This window comes from Streptomyces sp. IBSNAI002, assembly GCF_052244475.1.
Lineage (GTDB): Bacteria > Actinomycetota > Actinomycetes > Streptomycetales > Streptomycetaceae > Streptomyces.
In genome coordinates this window covers 2,187,388-2,208,788 of record NZ_JBQPXG010000002.1, presented here as the reverse complement: position 1 = coordinate 2,208,788, position 21,401 = coordinate 2,187,388, and the positions used below count along the sequence as shown (strand labels likewise).

Sequence of the window (21,401 nt, the reverse complement as noted above, 5' to 3'; positions counted from 1 at the left end):
TTCCGCGTCCTCGGCGTGACAAGAGGCGGCCAGAGGGGAAGCAGGCGCATGACGACGACCGAATCGGGAAGCACGGTCCCGGCGTCACCGGTCAAATCGGCGGTACGGACGGTCCTGTTGCTGGAGCACTTCGCGGCGCGGCCGGGGCTGCACAGCCTCGCCGACATCCAGAACGACCTCTCGCTGCCCAAGTCCAGCCTGTACATGCTGCTGCGCACGCTGGTGAACCTGGGGTGGGTGGAGACGGACGCGACGGGCACCCGCTACGGCATCGGCGTCCGGGCACTGCTCGTCGGCAGCTCGTACATCGACGGCGACGAGGTGGTCGCGGCGGCCCGGCCCACGCTGGACCGGCTCTCCGACGACACGACGGAGACCATCCACCTGGCCCGGATGGACGGGACGAGCGTGGTGTACCTCGCGACCCGCCCGTCCCGGCACTACCTGAGGCCCTTCACCCGGGTGGGGCGGCGGCTGCCGGTGCACTCCACGGCGCTGGGCAAGGCGCTGCTCGCCACGCACACGGACGAGGAGGTGCGGGGCCTGCTGCCGCGGCGGCTGGAGGCCGTCACCGAGCACACCGTCACCGACCGGGAACGGCTCATCGAGGAACTGGCGCTGGTGCGGGAGCAGGGCTACGCGGTGGACCGGGAGGAGAACACGCTTGGGCTGCGCTGCTTCGGGGTGGCGGTGCCGTACCGGACGCCCGCGCGGGACGCGGTGAGCTGCTCGGTGCCGGTGGCGCGGCTGACGGCGGAGCACGAGCAGGTCATCAAGGCGGCGCTGTTCGAGGCGCGGGACCGGCTGTCGGTGGTGACGCGGCGGATGTGACGCTGCGGAGGGGCTGGCTCCTCCCCCGGCCGGGGGAGGAGGTTCCCCTGTGAGGGGGAGGTGGCGGGGCGGAGCGGGCGGGACCGTTGGGTCATGAGCACACGAGCCGTTCACGAGACGCACACGCACGAGACGCACAAGACGCACGGGATGTATGCGACGTACGAGATGTATGCGGCGCACGGGACGTACACGACGCACGAGGCGTACGCCACGCCGCCGTCGGCCCCCGGCCTGGGGACCGGACGGCGGATCGTGCGCGTGGTGGCGCTGGCCGCCACCGTGCCCTATCTGGCGCTCAACGGCGCCTGGCTGGCCGGGAGCCGGATCGGCATACCGGCCGGCAGCGTGCTGAACGAGCCCGGGCTGTTCTTCACCGTGACCAACTCCGTCACCCTGGCCGTGGACGCCTGCGTGATCCTGCTCGTGCTGGTGCTCACCCGGCCCTGGGGCATACGGGTGCCGTCCTGGCTGCTGACCGTCCCGGTCTTCTTCGCGACGGGCCTGCTGACCCCGATCCTCCTCGGGTTCACGGGCCAACTGCTCATACGGCTGCTCGGATTCGGGGCCGCGCCGGATGCGGCGGGCGGGCCGGAGCCCTTCCTGGAACCCTGGGTCTTCAACGTCGTATACACCGGCTTCACGGTCCAAGGAATCGCCCTGGCCGGTCTGTTCGTGCCCTACGCGCGCGAGCGCTGGGGCCGAGGTCGGCCGGGCGGGCCGGGCGGGCCGGTCTCCCCGGACGGAGCCCGGGGGAGCGCGCCGTCGTCCACGGGGGTGGCGGCGGCCTCGGTGGCAGCCGGCCTGGCGGTCGCGGCGGCGCACGCGTACTGGGCCTTCGGCGGCACGGCCTGGCTGAGTGCCGAGCAGGCGGCCTCGTACACGGCGGAGGCGGGCGTGGCACCGGCCGTCCATGCGATCTGCGCGCTGGCCGCGGGGGCGGGAGCCGTCCTGCTGGCCCGTGGCGGGCGGGCCCCGGCGAGGTGGCCGCGGTGGGCTCTCGGCGCCGCCTGGACCGGCTCGGGTGCGACGCTGAGCTGGGGGACCTGGATGCTGGTCGCCTCGCTGGGGCCGCAGTTGGACGGGGGGCGAAGGCCCCGGCGGAGCGGCCCTGTTGGCCTACGCTGGGCAGATGATCACCGGACTGCTCTCGGCCGCCGTCCTCATACGGTTCCTCACGGCCCGCCGGGTCACGTGAACCGGCTGTTCGGGGCCCGGGCCAGGCTGCGCTGGGTCCACCAGATACTCGGCGGGGCGCTGCTGATGCCGTACTTCCTCCTCGCTCAGGTGGGGGTCGGCGTGGCGGCCGGCGGGGTCAACGCCCTCAGCTCCTTCCCGCTCGCCCTCGCCGCCTACGGGGCAGCCCTGCCGCTGGCCGCGGTGACCGCCGTGTACGGGCTGGTCCGGCCGCTGTCCGTGGCCGCGGTCCGGTCCATGTGCGCGGTCCCGGGGGAGCGGCTCGCGGAGGGGCCGGCGCGGTCCTGGGCCGCGCGGGGCCGGACCTCGGCCTGGTGGACCCTGCACCTGGGGGCCGGCGCGCTGGTCAGCGGGATGATCCTCGCCGTCCCGCCCATGGCGGTGGTGCTGATCGCGCTGCCGTTCTCGAGCGGGCTGTGGGAGTCCGGGCTCGGGCTGGGCTGGTTCAGCACCGGGGCCGGCCCGTACGTGGCCCCGCTGCTCGGGACCGGCCTGCTCATCGGGCTCGCGCTGTGCGCCGCCGGAGCCGGGGCGCTGGCCCGGCTCCGGCGCCCGTACTGCTCGGCCCGGCTGCGGCGGACCGGCTGGCCGCCGCCGAGGAGGGGGCCGCCGACCTGGCGGTGCGGGGCCGGCTGGCCCGGGAGCTGCACGACGCGGTCGGGCACGCCCTGAGCGCCGTCACCCCCTCAAACGGGCCGACCCCGACGAGCTGATCGGCGCCGTGCGCCTCGTCGCGCGCGGGGACTCGCTGCTCTCCCCGGCCGCCGTCCGCTCCCTCGCCGCCGCGCACAGGGCCGACGCCGCGCCCGACGCGCCCTGGGCGGCCCGGCTCACCGACCGGGAGGCCGGCGTACTGCGGCTGATGGCCTCCGGGCTGTCGAACCACGAGATGAGCGAGCGTCTGGGCGTTGGACCGCAGACGGTCAAGACCCACGTCGCCTCGGTCCTCGCCAAGACCGGAGCCCGCGACCGGACCCAGGCGGTCATCGCCGCGTACGAGGGCGGCTTCATGAAGAAAAGCTGAGAACTCCGCCACAATCGGGGCAGAGCGGAACGGCTGGGGCCGTTGGTGCGTCCTTCTGGGGGATGAACAAGACGATCAGGCGTGCGTCGGTCTTCTGTCTGCTCCTGGTGCTGGCCCTGCTGGTCCGCGTCACCTGGGTGCAGGCGTACCAAGGCCAGGCCCTCGCAGACGACAAGCACAACCGGCGCAACCTCATCGGGCAGTACGAGAACCCGCTGGGCAACATCATCGTGGGCGGGGAGGCGATCACGGGCTCGACGAAGACGGGCGGCAGGGACTTCGGGTACAAGCGGACGTACACCAACGGTCCGCTCTACGCGCCGATCACCGGCTTCAGCTCCCAGGCCTACGGCGTGAGCATGCTGGAGGGTATCTACAAGGGCATCCTCAACGGCTCCGACAGCCGGCTGAAGACCATGATGGACATGCTCACCGACAAGCGGGCCGACCCGGGCAACGTCCTGACCACCATCGACCCGGACGTGCAGAAGGCCGGGTACGACGCGCTCGAGGGCAAGCAGGGCGCCGCCGTCGCCATCGACCCGGCGACGGGCCGGATCCTCGGCGTCGTCAACAACCCCTCCTACGACCCGGGCCGGTTCGCGGGCGCCGACAAGGACGCCGAAGCGGCGTGGAACGAACTCAACGCCGACAAGGGCAAGGCGATGGAGAACACGGCCCTGCGCAAGCCGCAGGCCCCCGGTTCCACCTTCAAGCTGGTCACCCTCGCCGCGGCGATCGAGAACGGTCTGGTCACCGACATCGACCAGCCGACCGGCATCCCCGACCCGTACACGATCCCCGGCACCCGCACCCCGCTGCCCAGCGAGGCGCGCACGCCCGCCTGCGACAACGTTTCTCCCCGCACCGCCCTGCGGCTCTCCTGCAACAACGTCTTCGCGGAGCTGGCGTACAAGCTGGGCCAGGACAAGATGCTCGCGATGGCCGAGAAGCTCGGCTTCAACACGAAGATCGACACCCCGGTCCGCACCAACCCGCCCAGCAAGTACCCCTCGAAGAAGATGTCGATCGACCAGGTCGCGCAGACGGGCATCGGCCAGTTCGACGTACAGGCCACCCTGCTGCAGATGGCGATGGTGACGGCCGCGATCGAGAACGACGGCAAGCTCGTCGCCCCGCACATGGTCTCCGAAGTCACCGACTCCAACGGCAACGTGCTGGAGAGCTTCAAGGACCCCAAGTCCCAGCAGGTGATGAAGGAGAAGACCGCCTCGATGCTCCGCGACGCCATGCGGACGGTCGCCACCGAGGGCGGGGGAAGGGATGCTCGGGTGGACGGGGCCGAGGTGGGCGGCAAGTCCGGTACCGCGCAGCGCGGTGTGAACAACAGCCTGTCCCCGCTGGCCTGGTTCACCTCGTACGGAAAGCTGGGCGGCAAGCAGATCGCCGTGGCGATCGTGGTCGAGAACTCCGACACCGACCGCTCCGAGATCGGAGGCGGCAAGCTGGCCGCCCCCGTCGCGAAGGCGATGATGGCGGCCTGGCTCAAGAAGTAGCCCGGCCGGGCGCGCGGCGCGCGGCCCACGGCGCGCGGCGCGCGGCGCACGGCTGCGCGGCGGACGCGCCGGGAACCGACACGGTTCCCGGCGCGTTTCCCTTCCCATGATCAGGACCGCGCGACCCGCAGACCTCGACGCCATAACCGCCCTCCACACCCGGGCCCGGGCCACCTACTACCGGGGGCGGGTCCCCGAGGAGACGTACGCCGGCGAGCTCCACCTCGCCCACGCCCGCGAGGCCTGGTCCCGTGCCGTCGCGCGCCCCGCCGCCGAGGGCGGGGTGCTGTGCGCGGAACAGGACGGCCGGGTCACCGGTGTCGCCGCCTTCCTCACCGCGGACGGCGAGACCACCCTCACCCAGCTCCACGTCGACCCGGTCCACTGGCGCCGGGGCACCGGCGCCGCCCTCCACGCGGCCTGCCTCGACGCCTGGCGCCGCGCCGGAATCGAGCGCGTACGCCTGGAGGTCTACGTACACAACCTCCGCGCCCAGGCCTTCTACGCCACCCACGGCTGGCTCCCGGACCCCCGCCCCGCCCACTCCGGCTCCCACCTCACCCTCTGGCTCACGGTGTTCGGGGAATGAGACGGGCCCCCGGGTCGTTGAAGGGGAAACTGTCTGTTCACCGACCCGGAGAGAAGAAGGAACATGCGCGTCGAGATCTGGAGCGACATCGCCTGCCCGTGGTGCTACATCGGCAAGGCCCGTTTCGCCGAGGGGCTGGCCGGGTTCGCGCACCGGGACGAGGTGGAGGTCGTCTTCCGGTCCTTCGAGCTCGACCCGAACGGCGCCAAGGGCGTCACCGCGCCGGTCCTGGAGATGCTGGCCAAGAAGTACGGCCGCACCCTCGACGAGGCGCGCGCCATGGAGGAGCACGTCGCGGCCACTGCCCGCGCCGAGGGTCTGGTGTACCGGACCGACGGGCGCGACCACGGGAACACCTTCGACATCCACCGCCTGCTGCACCTGGCCGCCGACCGCGGCCGTCAGGAGGAGCTGCTCGACCTGGCCTACCGGGCCAACTTCGGCGAGGAGCGGTCCGTCTTCGACCCCGAGGTGCTGGTCGACCTCGCCGTGGAGGCCGGGCTGGACGAGGCCGAGGCGCGCGCCGTCCTCGCCGACGACTCCGCCTACGCCGCCGAGGTCCGCGCCGACGAGCGCGAGGCCGCCGAGCTCGGTGCGAACGCCGTGCCCTTCTTCGTGCTGGACCGCCGCTACGGGATCTCGGGCGGCCAGCCGGCCGAGGTGTTCACCCGCGCCCTGGAGCAGGCGTGGGCAGGCCGCGAGATCGAGGAGCCGGCGGCGGGCGCCGAGGCGTGCGAGCCCGACGGGGCGTGCGCCGTCCCGCAGGTATAAGCATTCCTTGAGGGTGGCGTGCAAACCTAGGCAATGGACTTTGGGTCGCTCGCGGCGCAGAGTGGACCCATGGATCTTCCCATCGCCGAAGCGGTCCGGGCGGAGTTCGCCCATTCCACCGTCTACCTCAACACCGCCACCTGCGGGATCCTCCCGCGTTCCGCCGTCGCGGCCGTACGTGAGCTGGCCGACGCGGCGGGCGCCGGAATCCCCTCCGGATTCGGCGACTTCGACCGCGTGAACCGGGTCCGGGCGGCCTTCGCCCGGCTGGTCGGGGTCGACGTCGAGCGGGTGGCCGTCGGCTCGGCCGTGGCCACCCACGTCGGGCTGGTCGCCGCGTCCCTCCCGGCCGGGGCCGAAGTGCTCTGTCCGGAGGGTGAGTTCGCGTCCGTCATCAACCCCTTCGTGGTGCGCGGCGACCTCAAGGTGCGTTTCGCACCGCTGGAGTCCCTCGCCGAGGCCGTCGGTCCGGACACCGCGCTGGCCGCGCTGAGCGTCGTGCAGTCCGCCGACGGGCGGACGGCCGACCTGGCCGCGGTCCGCGCCGCCACCGCCGCGCACGGTGCCCGCATGCTGGTGGACGCGACGCAGGCGGTGGGGTGGCTCCCCTTCGACGCCTCACCGTACGAGTACACGGTCACGGCCAGCTACAAATGGCTGCTCGGCGCCCGCGGGGCCTCGTACCTGACCGTGTCGCACGAGGCCCAGCACACCCTGACCCCGCTGCACGCAGGATGGGTGGCGGCCGAGGCCATGTGGGACGCCACGTACGGCCCGATGCCGGAACTGGCCCACGGAGCCCGGCGGTTCGACGAGTCCCCGGCCTTCCTCGCCTACCACGCGGCCGAGGCCTCGCTGGACCTGCTGGAGCGGATCGGCGTCGGTTCCGTCCACGCCCACAACACGGCCCTGGCCGACCGCTACCGGGCCGGTCTCGCCGCCCTCGGCCACGAGCCCGTGCCCGGCGGGGCCGCCATCGTGTCGGTGCCCGGCCTCGCCGGCCGGCAGGAGGCCCTGCAGGCGGCCGGCGTCGCCACCGCCGCCCGCGCGGGCGCCCTGCGCGCCTCGTTCCACCTCTACAACACCGAGGCGGACGTCGACCGACTGCTGGACGTCCTGTCCTGAGCCCGCGGCGGCGGTCGCCGCGGCGGCGACCGCCCGGGGCCGTCGCCGCCGGGTCAGCCGAGGCTCGCCGCCCAGGCCGCCCCCGCCGCGGCGACCGCCGCCGCAGGCCCGGCGCCCAGGGCCGTCGCGAGGGCCGTGAGCGCGGCCCGGACGACGGGCAGCGAGGCCGCGGTCCCGTAGTGGTTGACCCGGAGCATCTCCCGGGCCAGCGCCCCGCCGCCCGCGGCGAGCGGGGCCGCAGGGTCCGCGGCCAGCGCCTTGGCCACCACCGGCGAGGCGTCCGCGACCCGCAAGGTCGTGGCCACCGGCGCGGCCTCCGCCACCCGGCCCACGTACGGGGCCAGCCCGAGCTCGGCCGCGCCCGCGCGGGTCGCGGCCGCCGCGGCCGTGTGGCGGGCCGTCACCGAGGACAGCCCCTCCTGCGCGATGCGGTCGAGGCAGGCCTCCAGCGCCAGCATCTCCAGCTGAGCCGGAGCGTGCGGCAGGGCCTTGCGCCCGGCGTCGATCCAGCGCTCCTTCCAGTCCAGCAGCGACAGGTAGGAGCGGCGCGGGGCCGCCGGGTTCTCCGCGAACCGGGCCCACGCCCGCTCCGAGACGGACACCGCGGACACGCCCGCCGGGCCGCCCATCGCCTTCTGCGCCCCGATCACGCACAGGTCCACGCCCCACGCGTCCGGCAGCAGCGGCTCCGCGCCCACCGAAGCCACCGCGTCCAGCATGAACAGCGCCCCGTGCGCCCGTACGGCCTCGCCGATCTCCGCGACGGGGTTCGTGTTGCCGGTCGCCGCCTCCGCGTGGACCAGCGAGACGAAGTCGATCTCCGGGCGCCCGGCCAGCGCCCGCGCCACCTGATCGGCCGTCACCGCCGTGTCGAAGGGAACCTCCAGGTCCACCACCGTCGCACCGGAGTCGCGCAGCCAGTTGCCGAAGGTGGTCCCGTACGGTCCGGTGACCACGTTGAGCGCCGTCGACCCGGGCCGCGCGCCCGACCGGATGCACCCCTCCAGCGGCAGCAGCGCCTCGCCCTGCGTGATCACCACGTCCTGCCGGGTGGCGAGGAGGTCCGCGACCCCCCTCTCGATCGACGCGAAACGCGCGGCGGTGAGCGGCGGAAGGTCCAGCAGGGGGTGGGGCGCGGGGTGGGACAGGGGGTGGGTCACGGTGGTGCTCTCTTCGTCCGGGGTTACCGGCAGAGCGTATCCAGCACGCACGTACAGTGCCGACATGAGCGACGTGAGCGATGTGAGCGACGTGACCGCCACGGGCGGCGTGCTGCACGTGAAGGGGCGGGTGCTGGTCGGGCCCCACGAGGTCCGCGACGAACTCTGGGTGGTCGGGGGCCGGATCTCCTACGAGCGCCCGCGCGGCGCCCGGGAGGTCACCACGGTGGCCGGCTGGGCCCTGCCGGGGCTGGTCGACGCGCACTGCCACGTAGGTCTGGACGCCCACGGCCCGGTCGACGCCGAGACCGCCGAACGCCAGGCCCTGACCGACCGCGACGCCGGGACCCTCCTCATCCGCGATGCCGGGTCCCCTTCCGACACCCGCTGGATCGACGACCGCGAGGACCTGCCGAAGATCATCCGGGCGGGCCGGCACATCGCGCGCACCCGCCGCTACATCCGCAACTACGCCCACGAGATCGAGCCCGCCGACCTCGTCGCCTACGTCGGCCGCGAGGCGCTGCGCGGTGACGGCTGGGTCAAGCTCGTCGGCGACTGGATCGACCGCGAGGCCGGGGACCTCGCGGCCTGCTGGCCGCGCGCCGAGGTGGAGGCGGCCATCGCCGAGGCGCACCGGCTGGGCGCCCGGGTCACCGCGCACTGCTTCGCCGAGGACTCGCTGCGCGATCTGGTCGAGGCGGGCATCGACTGCGTCGAGCACGCCACCGGCCTCACCGAGGACACCATCCCGCTGTTCGCGGAGCGCGGGGTCGCGATCGTGCCGACGCTCGTGAACATCGCCACCTTCCCGAAGATGGCGGCGGGCGGCGAGGCGAAGTTCCCGCGCTGGTCGGCGCATATGCGAAGGCTCCACGAGCGGAGGTACGACACCGTCCGCGCCGCCTGGGACGCGGGCATCCAGGTGTACGTCGGCACCGACGCGGGAGGCTCCCTGCCGCACGGCCTCGTCGCGGCGGAGGTCGGGGAGCTGGTGAAGGCCGGGATCCCGGCGCTGGACGCGCTGTCGGCGACCGCCTGGGCGGCACGCGAGTGGCTCGGCCGGCCCGGGCTCACCGAGGGGGCGCCCGCGGACCTCGTGGTCTACGCCGCCGACCCGCGGGCCGACGTACGGGCGCTCGCGCAGCCCCTGCGGGTCGTGGTGAACGGCACGGTCCGGGCCTGAGGGGGAAGTCGGCGGGGTGTTGACGCCGCGTGACGTCTCCGGCCGGGCCGTCGTTGTATGTGCTCGCGCCCGCCGCCCGGCTGCGACAGGAGGGAACTCGCGTTCTTTCTGAGGCGTGGAAATTCGAATGTATGCGTGGAAACCACCCTTTGGGGTGAACTCACGTCAGGTGGCTGCCCGTTCACTCACAGTGCGTAAAGATTCCGGGGACGAGGCCGTCGGCGCGCGCGATGTCCCCCATGGCGGCGCGACGGCACCCATCTCCCCGGGGGTTCCACCACCTTGAACAGCAACACCTTCCGCATGCCCGCGGCCGTCCTGCTCGCCACGGGAGCGGCGGCCCTGCTCACGGCTCCGCCCGCCGCCGCCACGGGAGGCGGCGGAGCCGGGGGCGAGGGCAAGGCCGGCGCGGTCGTCCTGCGCACCGGACTGGACGTGAGCCTGCTCAACAAGACCGCGCACATCCCGATGAAGGCGACCCTCAACGAGGTCAGCGCCCCGGCGACGGCCGAGAAGACGGCGCTGACGGTCACCCTGGACGGCGTCGAGGGCGGCCGGCCGGTCAGTGTGCTCCGCGCCGACGTGGCCACCTCGAAGGCGACGGCCGACAAGACCCGGGCCGAGGCGGAGGCCAACCTAGCCAAGGCCCGGGTGCACGTGCCGGGCCTGCCGGCGCTCTCGCTGATCGAGGTCGAGAAGGTCACCTCCAAGGCCGTCTGCGAGGCGGGCAAGCAGCCGGTGGCCACTTCGAACGTCCTCGGGACGGTCACCGCGCTCGGCAAGAAGGTCACCCTGTCGGCGGGCGGCCCCACCAAGGTCGAGGTGCCGGGCGTGGGCCTGGTCAGCCTGGAGCTGTCCGCCACCAAGACCACCTCTACGACGGCCGCCGCGGCAGCGCTCCGCCTGAAGGTGTCGGTGAACCCGCTGAACCTGAACGTGGCCGAGGTGGAGGGCGAGATCGTGCTCGCCGAGGCCCACTGCGAGTCCCCGGCCCCGGCCGCCGAGCCCGACGCCAAGCCCGACGTCAAGCCGCAGACCGCGACGGGCGCCGGGTCCGGGACCGGGGCGGCCGTCACCACCGACGCCAACCTGGCCGAGACCGGCGGCGGTTCGCTGACCCCGTACGTCACGGGCGGCGCGCTGGTCCTGCTCGCGATCGGCGGGGGCGCGCTCGTCGTGACCCGCCGGGGCCGGGCCTCGTAGCGCGCTGCCGCCGCAGGGCGCGCCGCCCGCGGAGCATCCGGAGGGGAGTGCTCGGCGGGCGGTGCGCTCGGTGGGAGGGATGCCCTGCGGGAGGGATGCCCTGCGGGCGGGCTGCTCAGCGGGTGGCGTGCTCCAGGCCCTGGCCGGCCGCGCCGCGGGACAGCACGGCCTCGGTGACCTGCTCGTCGATCCGGGCGTACTCGCTCCGCTTGGCCGCGGGCAGCGTGGCGTCGGAGGCCGCGCAGGAGGCGCAGACGACGCGGAACGGCGGGCCCATGTCCGAGTACTGGGTGAGGAACTCGGCCTTCACCACCTCCCAGCGGCCCGCGTGGGCCGCCGCCGGGGCGAAGGTGAACCGGGGGACCGACGACTGGTTGCCGCGCAGTTTGCCGGCCGGCACGAAGCTGGCCACCTGGTCGCCCATGCCGAAGACCACCCAGGTGCCGTTGATCTTCTCGTAGGGCTGCGGCACGTGGTTGTGGGTACCGAGGACCAGGTCGATGTCGGGGAGTCCGTCGGGCCCGCGGGAGGCGGTCAGCTCCTGGGCCAGCTCGCGCTGCTGCTCGTCGGGCGCGGCCTGCCACTCGGTGCCCCAGTGGACGCTGAGCACCACCACGTTCGCGCCGCCGGCCCGGGCGGCGCGGGCATCGGCCAGGATCCGGTCCTTGTCGATCAGGTTGACGGCCCAGGGCTTGCCCTCGGGGAGGGGGATGCCGTTCGTGCCGTACGTGTAGTCCAGCTGGGCGACCCTCGCGCCGCCGGCCGACATCAGGGCCGGGGCCTTCGCCTCCTCCGGACCGCGGGCGGAGCCGACGTGCGCTATGCCGACCCGGTCGAGGTGCTCGAGGGTGCGCGCGAGGCCTTCGTAGCCGTCGTCCAGCGTGTGGTTCGAGGCGGTGGAGCAGCTGTCGTACCCGGCGTCCTTCAGGGCGTCGGCCAGTTGGTGCGGGGCCTTGAACAGCGGGTAGCCGGTGTAGGGGCCGCCGGGGCGCCCGTACGGTATCTCGTGGTGGCACACCGCCAGGTCGGCGGCGGAGACCAGCGGTTTGACCCCGGCGAGTATCTTGCGGAAGTCGTACTCGCCGGCCTTGGCGGCATCGTCCGCCGACCGCTGGACTATCGACGGGTACGGGATGATGTCGCCGGTCGCCACCAGCGTGAACGGTCCGTGCCCCGGCCCTGGCCGGGTGGGAGCGGGGGACGTGGCGCCCCTCGCCGGGTCGGGCCGCTCCTGGAGCCGCTGCTCCGGCGCAGCCCTGCCGCCGCCGTCGAGGAGCCGGGGCCCGACGAGGACCCCACCGCCCACGACGGCCAACCCGGCCACGGCAGCGGCCGCGCGCGCGGATGTCCTCATCGCTACCCCCTGTAGGCGAGCGCACCGGGGCGCTCGTGCGGCCGCCCCCGAGGCGCCATCGTAGGTGCGCGGGGCCGTGCGCGCCTTTCGAGCACCCCGCTCGGGACACCCGGCCCGGCCGGATGCCCGCTCAGCGCGCGGCCAGCGCCAGGGCGTGGTCCAGCGCCTGGAGCAGCCGGCCCGTCGTCGCCCGGTCCCTGACCGCCAGCCGCAGCCAGGACCCGTCCAGCCCCGGGAAGGTGTCCCCGCGGCGCACGGCGAAGCCCAGCGCGCGCAGCCGGGTGCGGACCTCCGCGCCGCCCGCCACCCGGATCAGGACGAACGGCCCCTGCGCCGCCCCCACCACCGTGACCTCGTCGAACTCCGCGAGACCGGCCAGCAGATGGGCCCGGTCCACCGCGATCCGCCGCGCGGCCTCCTCCGCCTCGGCCAGCGCCGCCGGAGCCACACAGGCCTCGGCCGCCACCAGCGCGGGCGTCGACACCGGCCACAGCGGCTGCGCCGCGGCCAGCTTCGCGATCACCTCCGGCTCGGCCAGTACGTAGCCGATCCGCAGCCCCGCCAGCCCCCACGTCTTCGTCAGGCTCCGCAGCACCACCAGCCCCGGCAGGTCCGTCCGTCCGGCCAGAGCCTCCCGTTCGCCCGGGACCGCGTCCATGAACGCCTCGTCCACCACCAGGATCCGGCCCGGCCGGGCCAGCGCGGCCAGCGAGGCCGCCGGGTGCAGGACCGACGTCGGGTTGGTCGGGTTGCCGACCACCACCAGGTCCGCCTCCTCGGGCACCGCCGACGGGTCCAGCCGGAACCCGTCCGCCGCGGCCAGCACCACCCGCTCCACCCGGTGGCCCGCGTCCCGCAGCGCCGCCTCCGGCTCGGTGAACTGCGGATGCACCACGACCGGGCGCACGGCGTCCAGCGCCCGCGCGATCAGTACGAACGCCTCTGCGGCCCCGGCCGTCAGCAGCACCCGCTCGACCGGCAGCCCGTGCCGGTCCGCCACCGCCGCGCGCGCGGCCCGGCCGTCGGGGTAGGCGGACAGCTCCCCCAGGGAGGCGGCGAGCCGCTGCTTGAGCCACTCCGGGGGCGTGTCCGCCCGGACGTTGACCGCGAGGTCCACCAGGCCGGAGCCCGCGTCGACGACCTCGGCGTCGCCGTGGTGGCGCAGGTCGTGCGACCGCACCGTGGCCACCGCGCAGGTCGCGGCCACCGACCGGCGCTTGGGCACGAGCAGTTCACCGCCGCCCGCGAGGGCCGCGGCCTCCGCCACCGAGGGAGCGCCGGTCGCGCTGCGCACCGCCTCCGACGGATGCGGCACGGTGATCGCGGCCAGCTGCGCGGCCGGATAGCCGATGAGCGGTACGCCGAAACGTTCCGCCGCGCCCGTCAGCCCCGCCTCCGCCGCCTTCGACTCCACCGTGGCCAGCGCCGTCACCGCCGCCGAGGCCAGCCCGGCCCCCCGCAGCGTCTCCTCGACCAGGGCGCAGACCTCCGCCACGGAAACCCCCGCACGTCCGCCGACCCCGACCACCAGCTGTGTCACGTACTCGCCCACCGGGGCCCTCCCTGCGTAGTCATCGTCAACAGTCCGCCGCCCGCCACCCGGACGCGGAAGTGCGCGCGGGCCCGGGACTCGGTATTCAGGGGCACATGGCCGTGATCGTGGCACTGGGCGCTTTCCTGATGACCCTGGCGGGCGGATGGACGGCGCAGCGCGTCACCGACCGCCGCCACCTCGTGCTGGGACTGGCGGGCGGGCTGATGCTCGGCGTCGTCGGCCTCGACCTGCTCCCCGAGGCCCTGCACGCGGCGGGCCGGGAGGTGTTCGGCGTCCCGCTCGCCCTGCTGCTCTTCGTGGCCGGGTTCCTCGTCGCGCACGTCGTGGAACGCCTCCTCGCCGTACGCCAGGCCGCACACGGGGCGGAGGACGGCGCCCGGGTCCCGCAGGTCGGCCTCACCGCGGCCGCCGCGATGGTCGGCCACAGCCTCGCCGACGGAGTGGCCCTGGGGGCCGCCTTCCAGGTCGGGGGCGGCATGGGCGTGGCCGTGGCGCTGGCCGTCATCACCCACGACTTCGCCGACGGGTTCAACACGTACACACTGACCAGGCTGTACGGGAACGCCCGCCGCAAGGCGCTGATGATGCTCTTCGCGGACGCCGCGGCCCCCGTCGTGGGCGCCGCGTCCACTCTGCTGTTCACCCTTCCGGAGGAACCGCTCGGCGCGTACCTCGGCTTCTTCGGCGGGGTCCTGCTGTACCTGGCGGCGGCCGAGATCCTGCCCGAGGCGCACCACGAACACCCCGCCCTGTCCACGCTGATGTGCACGGTGGGCGGGGTGGCCGGGATCTGGCTCGTGGTGGGCATCGCGGAGTGATCTCACGGCCGGGCAGCCGCCGCCCCGGCGAAGCGCAGGGCTACGGACGGCTCCGCCGCCCAGTGCGTGTGCAGGTAGCTGGCGTGCACGCCCTGCCGTACGAATCCCTCGACGCGGCGCTCCGGGTGCATGAACCCCCACGCGGGCGTCGTACCGGAGCCGGGCTCGACCACCGTCCGGTGGAACTCGTGCCCGCGCAGCCGGGTTCCGGCCGCCGCCAGGGCGCTGTCCGAGACCGCCACCGCCTCGCGGTACCCCAGGGTGAGGCGCTCCGACATCCGGGCTTCGGCGTCGAGCACCCCGCACATGGGCTTCCCGTCCAGCGACCGCGCGAGGTACAGCAGCCCGGCGCACTCCGCTGCCACGGGTCCGCCCCCCGCGGCGAACGCGGCCACGGCCCCGCGCAGCGGCTCGTTCGCCGACAGCTCGGGCGCGTACACCTCGGGGAACCCGCCGCCGATCACCAGGCCGGAGGTTCCCTCGGGCAGGGCCTCGTCCCGCAGCGGGTCGAAGGCGACCACGTCCGCCCCGGCGGCGGTCAGCAGCTCCGCGTGCTCGGCGTAGGAGAACGTGAACGCCGCCCCGCCCGCGACGGCGACGACGGGCCGCCGGCCGGTGGCTGAGCCGAGGCTCCCCGGAGCGAGTGCACCGGCCGTTTCCAGCCCGTCCGGCGTGTGACGGGCGGGGTCCGGGGCGGGGCCCCCGCCGCGCGCCAGCGCGGTCACCGCGGACCACGGCTCGCAGTCCAGGGCCGGGGCCGTGCGGGCCAGGGCCATCAGGGCGTCCAGGTCGCAGCCGGCCCGGACCTGCTCGGCCAGCGCCGCGACCGCGGCCAGCGCGTCGGCCCGCCGCTCGGCGACCGGCACCAGACCCAGGTGCCGCGAGGGAGCGGCCACCTGCGGAGCCCGCCGCAGCACGCCGAGCACCGGCATGCCGGCCTCCTCCAGGGCCTCCCGCAGCATCACCTCGTGCCGGTCGGAGCCGACCTTGTTCAGGATCACGCCGCCCAGCCGCACCTGCGGATCGAAGGAGGCGAAGCCGTGCACCAGAGCCGCCACCGACCGCGACTGCGACGAGGCGTCGACGACCAGCACCACCGGCGCCCGCAGCAGCTTCGCCACCTGCGCGGTCGACGCCAGTTCACCCCGGCCAGCGGCCCCGTCGTAGAGGCCCATCACGCCCTCCACCACCGCCAGGTCGCACCCCGCCGCCCCGTGCGCGAACAGCGGAGCGACCAGCTCCGGCCCGCACATGAAGGCGTCGAGGTTGCGGCCCGGACGGCTGGTGGCCAGCGCGTGGTAGCCGGGGTCGATGTAGTCGGGGCCGGCCTTGTGCGGGGACACGGCGAGGCCGCGCTCCGAGAAGGCCGCCATCAGACCCGTGGCCACGGTGGTCTTGCCGCTGCCGGACGACGGCGCGGCCACGACCAGCCGGGGCACGTTCACGGACGTCACCACTCGATGCCTCTCTGGCCCTTCTGACCGGCGTCCATCGGATGCTTGACCTTCGTCATCTCGGTGACGAGATCCGCGAACTCCAGCAGCTTCTCCGGCGCGTTGCGGCCGGTGATCACCACGTGCTGGGTGCCGGGGCGGCCGCGCAGCACCTCGATGACCTCGTCGACGTCGATCCAGCCCCAGTGCATCGGGTACGCGAACTCGTCGAGCACGTACAGCTTGTGGGTCTCGGCCGCCAGATCCCGCTTGACCTGCTCCCAGCCCTCCTTGGCCGCCTGCTCGTTGTCGAGCTGCGCGTCCCGCTGCACCCAGGACCAGCCCTCGCCCATCTTGTGCCAGACCACGGAGCCGCCCTCGCCGGAGGCGCCGAGCACCTTCAGCGCGTTCTCCTCGCCGACCTTCCACTTCGCCGACTTGACGAACTGGAACACCCCGATCGGCCAGCCCTGGTTCCAGGCGCGCAGCGCCAGCCCGAAGGCCGCCGTGGACTTGCCCTTGCCGGGGCCGGTGTGGACGAAGACGAGCGGACGGTTGCGGCGCTGGCGCGTCGTGAGCCCGTCGTCCGGAACGACGGTCGGCTGTCCCTGCGGCATTACGCGGCCCTCCTGTTGCTGTCGGAAGCGGAAGATGACACTGCGGTACGTACGTTCTTCACGAGCCCGGCCAGCGAGTCGGCCCGCAGCCCGTCGAGGGTCACGGCGGGCCCGCCCAGATCGCCGGCCAGCACCCCCGCCAGCCCCAGCCGGACCGGCCCGGACTCGCAGTCCACGACCACGGACGCCACTCCCGCGGCCCGCAGCAGCCGCGCACTGCGCCCGGACAGCTCGCGCGGATCGCCGCCGACCGCGCCGGCCGAGGTGGCCCGACCGTCGGTGACGACCACGAGCAGCGGCCGTCGCGAGGGATCCCGCAGACGCTCGATCCGCAGCACCTCGTGGGCCTTCAGCAGCCCGGCGGCCAGCGGGGTGCGGCCGCCGGTCGGCAGCTGCTCCAGCCGCGCCGCGGCCGCGTCCACCGAGGAGGTGGGGGGCAGCGCCAGCTCCGCCGTCGCCCCGCGGAAGGTGATCAGGCCGACCTTGTCCCGGCGCTGGTAGGCGTCCAGGAGCAGCGACAGCACGGCGCCCTTGACGGCGCTCATCCGCTGCCGCGCGGCCATCGAGCCCGAGGCGTCGACGACGAAGAGGACGAGGTTGCCCTCGCGGCCCTCCCGCCTGGCCTGGCGCAGGTCGTCCTTGCGGATCACCAGGCCGCGCCCGTCGCGCCCGCGCGCCTTCTGGTGCGGGGCGGCCGCGTGCACCGTGGCCGCCAGGTGCAGCTTGGTGAGCTGACCGGCGGGGCGCTGGGCGCCGGTGGTCCGGCCGTGGGCGGTACGGGCGCGCGAACGCCGCCCGGCGGCGCCCTCGCCGAGGCCGGGCACGCTCAGCATCTTGGTCCGGAACGGCTCCGCGGCCCGTACGGCGGCCTGTTCGGGCCCGCCGGCGTCCTGGGCGGAGGGCTGCGGGGCCTCGGGGGCGTCCGCGGGCGCGCTCTCGGTGGACTCGGGCGGGGCGTCGCCGGAGGTCTGGGGGCCGTTGCCCTGCGGGGGCACCCCGCCGCCGTCGGGGCCGCCGCCGTTGTCGTCCGGGCCGTGGTCGTCCGGGCCGCTGCCGTCCGGACCCTCCGGCTCCGGGTCGGGCTCGTTGTCCGGCTCCTCGTCCTCGAACCGGTCCAGGATCTCGTCCAGCTTGTCCTCGTCCAGGCCCGGCGCGTCGAAGGGGTTGCGCCGCCGCCGGTGCGGGAGCGCCAGCAGCGCGGCCTGCCGCACGTCCTCCTTCAGCACCTCGGTCCGGCCGGCCCAGGCGGCCAGCGCGGTCGCGGTCCGGGCCATCACGATGTCCGCCCGCATGCCGTCGACCTCGAAGCCCGCGCAGGTCGCCGCGATCCGCAGCAGCGCGGTGTCCCCGAGCCGGACCTGCGGGAGCAGGGCCCGCGCCGCCACCACCCGGGCGCGGACCTCGTGTTCGTCATCGGCCCAGCGCGTCGCGAAACCGGCCGGGTCGTCCTCGTACGCCAGCCTGCGGCGCACGACCTCGACGCGCTGGGCCGGCTCGCGGGAGGCGGCGACCTCGACGGTGAGCCCGAAGCGGTCCAGGAGCTGCGGGCGCAGCTCGCCCTCCTCGGGGTTCATGGTGCCGACGAGCAGGAACCGTGCGGCGTGCCGGACGGAGACGCCCTCGCGTTCGACGTACGAGGCCCCCATCGCGGCGGCGTCCAAGAGGACGTCGACCAGATGATCGTGAAGCAGGTTGACCTCGTCGACGTACAGGATGCCGCGGTGCGCGTCGGCGAGCAGGCCGGGCTCGAAGGCCTTCACGCCCTCCGCCAGGGCCCGCTCGATGTCGAGGGCCCCGACGAGGCGGTCCTCGGAGGCCCCGACGGGCAGCTCCACCATGCGGGCGGGCCGCGCCCGGCCGGGGCCGGGGTCGTGCGGGCCGTCCGGGCAGGCCGGGTCGGGCGCGGCCGGCGCGCACGAGAACCGGCAGCCGGGGACCACGTCCACCTGCGGCAGCAGCGCCGACAGCGCGCGCACGGCGGTCGACTTGGCGGTCCCCTTCTCGCCGCGCACCAGTACACCGCCCACAGCCGGGCTCACTGCGTTCAGCAGCAGTGCCAGTCGCAGGTCGTCCTGGCCCACCACGGCCGTGAACGGGAAGTGGGTGGTGCTCATCCGCTGATCACTCCTTCGAGTGGACCGCGCCCGGTGCACGTGGCGCCCGGGCCGTCCTCGGTCATGCTGGTCGTCTGCTCCCCGCCGTGGAGGGGATGGCCCGCTGCTGCACGAGCACGTGATCGAACTGTTCCTCTGCTCCCTGCCCCTGCGGGGATCGACGGGCTCACGGGGCGCCCGGCGGGAGGAAGGGCAGGCCCGCCGGGGCTCCGGTCTCGATCAGCCGCAGCAGGGCGTCCGTGTCCGCGTGTTCCTCGATCAGGTCGCCCAGCAGGTCCAGCTGTGCCTCCCGCAGGGAGGCGAACGAGGTGTCCGGGGCGGGGACGAAGCGCCGCCCGGCCGCGGCGGCCACCTCCCGCAGGAACGCCCGGCGGAAGCCGTCCGACTCCAGCGAGCCGTGCCAGTGGGTGCCCCACACCGATCCGACCCGGCAGCCGTCCAGGAAGGGCGTACCGCCCAGGACTTCCGCCACGCCGTGGTGGATCTCGTACCCCTCCACGGGCTCGCCCAGCGCCGATCCCACCGGCCGCGCCAGGGTCTTCTCCCGCTCGAAGCGGACCCGTACGGGCAGCAGCCCGAGGCCGTCGACCGAGCCCGCCCGCGATTCCACCTCGTCCTCGATGTGCTCGCCCAGCACCTGGAACCCGCCGCAGATCCCGAGCACCGGCCGCCCCTCGGCGGCCCGCCGGACCAGGGCGTCCGCCAGCCCGCGCTCGCGCAGCCAGGCGAGGGCCTTCACCGTGCCCCGGGTGCCCGGCACGACGACCAGGTCCGCGTCGGCCAGTTCCTCGGCCCGGTCCACGAACCGGACCACGACCCCCGGCTCGGCCGCGAGCGCGTCCACGTCCGTGAAGTTCGACATCAGCGGCACCGCGCACACCGCGACGCGCAGCACGTCCGCGCCCACCGGCGGCGCCACCACGGACTCCCGTACCGCTCCCCGCAGGGAGACCCGGAGCCCGTCCTCCTCGTCGATGCCCAGCCCGTGCCGGAAGGGCAGGACCCCGTACGTGGCCCGCCCGGTCAGGCCGCGCAGCATCTCCATGCCCGGCTCCAGCAGCGAGACGTCGCCGCGGAACTTGTTGACCAGGTATCCGGCGATCAGCGACTGGTCCTCCGCCGACAGCAGGGCCGTCGTGCCGAAGAAGGAGGCGAAGACCCCGCCCCGGTCGATGTCCCCGACCACGACCACCGGGAACCGCGCGGCCCGCGCGATGCCCATGTTCACGATGTCGGTCCGGCGCAGGTTGATCTCGGCCGGACTGCCCGCCCCCTCGCAGATCACGGCGTCATACGTGCCCCGCAGCTGCTCCAGGCAGTCCGTGACGATGCCGAGCAGCTGCTCCTGCCTGCCGCCGTGGTAGCCGCGGGCGCTCATCTCGCCCACCGGCTTGCCCAGCAGCACCACCTGGCTGCTGCGGTCGCTGCCGGGCTTGAGCAGGACCGGGTTCATCAGCGCGGTCGGCTCCACGCCGGCCGCCTGCGCCTGCATCGCCTGCGCGCGGCCGATCTCGGCGCCCTCCCGGGTGACGAAGGAGTTCAGCGACATGTTCTGCGCTTTGAAGGGCGCCACCTTCACGCCCTGCCGGGACAGCCAGCGGCAGATGCCCGCCGTGACCACGCTCTTGCCCGCGTCCGATGTGGTTCCGGCGACCAGCAGTCCGCCGCCGCGCTTCGCGCCGTTCATGCGCGCCCCCTCCGTGATGTACGCGAGACCAGCATGCGGGCCGCGACGCAGGTCCCCAGCGCCAGCCAGGTCACCCGCCGCGACAGCCGTACCGCCCGCTCGATGTCCGCGACCTCCACGGGCCGCCCCGCCCCGCCGTTGAGGACCGCCCGGTGCTCGACCCGGCCGCCGTACGCCAGGGTGCCCCCCAGCCGTACGCCGAGCGCCCCCGCGAAGGAGGCCTCCACCGGCCCGGCGTTCGGGCTCGGGTGTCCGGCGGCGTCCGCGCGCCAGGCCCGTACGGCTCCCCGCCGGTCGGGTCCGGCCACCACGGCGGCCAGCGCGGTCAGCCGGGCCCCCGGCCAGCCCGCCAGGTCGTCGAGCCGGGCGGAGGCCCAGCCGTAGCGCAGGTAGCGGGGGGACTTGTGGCCGACCATCGCGTCCAGGGTGTTCACGGCGCGGAAGGCCAGCAGCCCGGGGACGCCGGCGACGGCGCCCCACACCAGGGCCCCGACCACCGCGTCGGAGGTGTTCTCCGCGACCGACTCCACGACGGCTCGGGCCATCTGCTGCTCGTCCAGGGCCTCCGGATCGCGCCCGCACAGGTGCGGCAGCCGCTCGCGGGCCACCTCGGCGTCGCCGGCGGCGAGCGCGCCGCCGATGGCGCGGGCCTCCCGGCCCAGCGAGGTGCCGCCCACGACGGCCCAGGTGGCGGCGGCGGTCAGGGCTATACGGGCCGCCGCGGGCCGGGAGCGCACGGCGCGGGCGCCCAGCGCGCCGACGGCGGCCGCGCCCCCGGCGCAGACCAGGGTGTGCAGGAGGCCCCGGGCGCGGTCGTCGCGCCACAGGGCGCGCTCGACGGCGGCGGCGGCTCGTCCGAAGGCGGCCACGGGGTGCCCTCGGCGCGGATCCCCGAGAATCCGGTCGCCGATCAGGCCCGCCGTGACGCCGTACGCGAAGACGCGATCGGCACGCATGGTGGCAGGTATGTCCTCACTCAGGGTCCGCGCCCTGGTTCGACGTGTCCGGCGGCGAGAGTTCCTGGCTTCCGGGTCGCACTCGGCCGAGTGCCCCGGTGACAGTGGCGGGACCGCGCCGGATTCGCACCGGACTTCCTCTCCATGCCGCCGTATTGGCTCGGGCAGTCCACCACGCACCGCGAAGGCCCGTCAACTCGCCGTTGACCTGCGGCGGGGCAGCGGCGGGGCAGCGGTGGGAAGGGGGGCGGGGGAGGGGGCGGG

The 21,401-nt window shown here is 74.6% G+C and carries 18 protein-coding genes, 1 pseudogene and 1 riboswitch; of the genes and pseudogenes, 11 read left to right on the top strand and 8 right to left on the bottom strand.

Annotated features, from left to right (window positions below):
- The first annotated feature begins 48 nt into the window (after positions 1–48).
- The 8 genes and pseudogenes from ACTVZO_RS10750 (at position 49) to ACTVZO_RS10715 (ending at position 7,054) form a co-directional block, all read left to right on the top strand.
- On the top strand, positions 49–831 hold the full coding sequence (locus tag ACTVZO_RS10750) for an IclR family transcriptional regulator (protein WP_215139889.1): 783 nt from the start codon (positions 49–51) through the stop codon (positions 829–831).
- A gap of 93 nt (positions 832–924) precedes the next feature.
- On the top strand, positions 925–2,700 hold the full coding sequence (locus tag ACTVZO_RS10745; RefSeq protein WP_443298157.1) for a hypothetical protein: 1,776 nt from the start codon (positions 925–927) through the stop codon (positions 2,698–2,700).
- Positions 2,673–2,741 carry a hypothetical protein gene (locus ACTVZO_RS10740; RefSeq protein ID WP_443303114.1) on the top strand — a complete coding sequence of 23 codons (69 nt, stop codon included), beginning with the start codon at positions 2,673–2,675 and terminating at the stop codon, positions 2,739–2,741. Before ACTVZO_RS10745 ends, ACTVZO_RS10740 begins: the two co-directional genes overlap by 28 nt.
- A pseudogene (locus ACTVZO_RS10735) lies at positions 2,714–3,052 on the top strand (response regulator transcription factor); the annotation flags it as partial. The gene ACTVZO_RS10740 and the pseudogene ACTVZO_RS10735, both read left to right, overlap by 28 nt.
- A 62-nt stretch (positions 3,053–3,114) precedes the next feature.
- Positions 3,115–4,569 (top strand): penicillin-binding transpeptidase domain-containing protein, encoded by a 1,455-nt coding sequence (locus tag ACTVZO_RS10730; protein WP_443298156.1) that lies wholly within the window; start codon positions 3,115–3,117, stop codon positions 4,567–4,569.
- 106 nt (positions 4,570–4,675) lie between these two features.
- Complete coding sequence (locus tag ACTVZO_RS10725) at positions 4,676–5,158, top strand: GNAT family N-acetyltransferase (protein ID WP_443298155.1); 483 nt, start codon at positions 4,676–4,678, stop codon at positions 5,156–5,158.
- A 63-nt stretch (positions 5,159–5,221) separates the two neighbouring features.
- Positions 5,222–5,929 carry a DsbA family oxidoreductase gene (locus tag ACTVZO_RS10720; protein WP_443298154.1) on the top strand — a complete coding sequence of 236 codons (708 nt, stop codon included), beginning with the start codon at positions 5,222–5,224 and terminating at the stop codon, positions 5,927–5,929.
- Between the two features lie 69 nt (positions 5,930–5,998).
- A complete protein-coding gene (locus ACTVZO_RS10715) occupies positions 5,999–7,054 on the top strand; it encodes an aminotransferase class V-fold PLP-dependent enzyme (RefSeq protein ID WP_443298153.1) in 1,056 nt (351 codons plus the stop codon).
- A 53-nt stretch (positions 7,055–7,107) separates the two neighbouring features.
- Here the strand turns inward: ACTVZO_RS10715 and ACTVZO_RS10710 are convergent, their stop codons facing one another.
- Entirely contained in the window at positions 7,108–8,214 is a 1,107-nt protein-coding gene (locus ACTVZO_RS10710) for an aminotransferase class V-fold PLP-dependent enzyme (RefSeq protein WP_443298152.1), read from the bottom strand.
- A gap of 64 nt (positions 8,215–8,278) precedes the next feature.
- On the opposite strand from ACTVZO_RS10710, the gene ACTVZO_RS10705 reads away from it, so the two are divergent.
- Together ACTVZO_RS10705 and ACTVZO_RS10700 are read left to right on the top strand one after the other, a co-directional pair.
- Positions 8,279–9,400, top strand: coding sequence for an amidohydrolase family protein (locus ACTVZO_RS10705; protein WP_443298151.1), 1,122 nt, complete (start codon positions 8,279–8,281; stop codon positions 9,398–9,400).
- A gap of 282 nt (positions 9,401–9,682) precedes the next feature.
- Complete coding sequence (locus tag ACTVZO_RS10700) at positions 9,683–10,603, top strand: SCO1860 family LAETG-anchored protein (protein ID WP_443298150.1); 921 nt, start codon at positions 9,683–9,685, stop codon at positions 10,601–10,603.
- A 115-nt stretch (positions 10,604–10,718) separates the two neighbouring features.
- Here ACTVZO_RS10700 and ACTVZO_RS10695 read toward each other — a convergent pair whose 3' ends face one another.
- Both ACTVZO_RS10695 and cobC read right to left on the bottom strand, forming a co-directional pair.
- Positions 10,719–11,957, bottom strand: coding sequence for a CapA family protein (locus ACTVZO_RS10695; protein ID WP_443298149.1), 1,239 nt, complete (start codon positions 11,955–11,957; stop codon positions 10,719–10,721).
- A 130-nt stretch (positions 11,958–12,087) separates the two neighbouring features.
- Positions 12,088–13,509: an Rv2231c family pyridoxal phosphate-dependent protein CobC gene (gene cobC, locus ACTVZO_RS10690; protein WP_443298148.1), complete on the bottom strand. Its 1,422-nt coding sequence runs from the start codon at positions 13,507–13,509 to the stop codon at positions 12,088–12,090.
- A 95-nt stretch (positions 13,510–13,604) separates the two neighbouring features.
- Here cobC and ACTVZO_RS10685 point away from each other — a divergent pair, with 95 nt between their 5' ends.
- Positions 13,605–14,330, top strand: a complete 726-nt coding sequence (locus ACTVZO_RS10685) for a ZIP family metal transporter (RefSeq protein ID WP_384220864.1) — start codon at positions 13,605–13,607, stop codon at positions 14,328–14,330.
- Positions 14,331–14,332: 2 nt separating this feature from the next.
- On the opposite strand, the gene ACTVZO_RS10680 is transcribed toward ACTVZO_RS10685, so the two are convergent.
- The 5 genes from ACTVZO_RS10680 to ACTVZO_RS10660 form a co-directional block, all read right to left on the bottom strand.
- Positions 14,333–15,775, bottom strand: coding sequence for a cobyrinate a,c-diamide synthase (locus ACTVZO_RS10680; protein ID WP_443298147.1), 1,443 nt, complete (start codon positions 15,773–15,775; stop codon positions 14,333–14,335).
- Positions 15,776–15,780: 5 nt separating this feature from the next.
- Positions 15,781–16,380: a cob(I)yrinic acid a,c-diamide adenosyltransferase gene (gene cobO, locus ACTVZO_RS10675; protein ID WP_443298146.1), complete on the bottom strand. Its 600-nt coding sequence runs from the start codon at positions 16,378–16,380 to the stop codon at positions 15,781–15,783.
- Positions 16,380–18,494 carry a putative cobaltochelatase gene (locus tag ACTVZO_RS10670; protein ID WP_443298145.1) on the bottom strand — a complete coding sequence of 705 codons (2,115 nt, stop codon included), beginning with the start codon at positions 18,492–18,494 and terminating at the stop codon, positions 16,380–16,382. The genes cobO and ACTVZO_RS10670 overlap by 1 nt, the downstream gene beginning before the upstream one ends.
- A gap of 166 nt (positions 18,495–18,660) precedes the next feature.
- Positions 18,661–20,181: a cobyric acid synthase gene (locus tag ACTVZO_RS10665; RefSeq protein WP_443298144.1), complete on the bottom strand. Its 1,521-nt coding sequence runs from the start codon at positions 20,179–20,181 to the stop codon at positions 18,661–18,663.
- Positions 20,178–21,137 (bottom strand): cobalamin biosynthesis protein, encoded by a 960-nt coding sequence (locus ACTVZO_RS10660; protein ID WP_443298143.1) that lies wholly within the window; start codon positions 21,135–21,137, stop codon positions 20,178–20,180. The genes ACTVZO_RS10665 and ACTVZO_RS10660 overlap by 4 nt, the downstream gene beginning before the upstream one ends.
- A 37-nt stretch (positions 21,138–21,174) precedes the next feature.
- Positions 21,175–21,325, bottom strand: a riboswitch (cobalamin riboswitch).
- Positions 21,326–21,401 lie beyond the last annotated feature (76 nt).

Excerpts from the sequence above, each read along its gene's own strand:
- ACTVZO_RS10750 (WP_215139889.1), top strand. The coding sequence starts at position 49 with ATGACGACGACCGAATCGGGAAGCACGGTCCCGGCGTCACCGGTCAAA.
- ACTVZO_RS10745 (WP_443298157.1), top strand. The coding sequence starts at position 925 with ATGAGCACACGAGCCGTTCACGAGACGCACACGCACGAGACGCACAAG.
- ACTVZO_RS10730 (WP_443298156.1), top strand. The coding sequence starts at position 3,115 with ATGAACAAGACGATCAGGCGTGCGTCGGTCTTCTGTCTGCTCCTGGTG.
- ACTVZO_RS10725 (WP_443298155.1), top strand. The coding sequence starts at position 4,676 with ATGATCAGGACCGCGCGACCCGCAGACCTCGACGCCATAACCGCCCTC.
- ACTVZO_RS10720 (WP_443298154.1), top strand. The coding sequence starts at position 5,222 with ATGCGCGTCGAGATCTGGAGCGACATCGCCTGCCCGTGGTGCTACATC.
- ACTVZO_RS10715 (WP_443298153.1), top strand. The coding sequence starts at position 5,999 with ATGGATCTTCCCATCGCCGAAGCGGTCCGGGCGGAGTTCGCCCATTCC.
- ACTVZO_RS10705 (WP_443298151.1), top strand. The coding sequence starts at position 8,279 with ATGAGCGACGTGAGCGATGTGAGCGACGTGACCGCCACGGGCGGCGTG.
- ACTVZO_RS10695 (WP_443298149.1), bottom strand. The coding sequence starts at position 11,957 with ATGAGGACATCCGCGCGCGCGGCCGCTGCCGTGGCCGGGTTGGCCGTC.
- ACTVZO_RS10685 (WP_384220864.1), top strand. The coding sequence starts at position 13,605 with ATGGCCGTGATCGTGGCACTGGGCGCTTTCCTGATGACCCTGGCGGGC.
- cobO (WP_443298146.1), bottom strand. The coding sequence starts at position 16,380 with ATGCCGCAGGGACAGCCGACCGTCGTTCCGGACGACGGGCTCACGACG.
- ACTVZO_RS10670 (WP_443298145.1), bottom strand. The coding sequence starts at position 18,494 with ATGAGCACCACCCACTTCCCGTTCACGGCCGTGGTGGGCCAGGACGAC.
- ACTVZO_RS10665 (WP_443298144.1), bottom strand. The coding sequence starts at position 20,181 with ATGAACGGCGCGAAGCGCGGCGGCGGACTGCTGGTCGCCGGAACCACA.
- ACTVZO_RS10660 (WP_443298143.1), bottom strand. The coding sequence starts at position 21,137 with ATGCGTGCCGATCGCGTCTTCGCGTACGGCGTCACGGCGGGCCTGATC.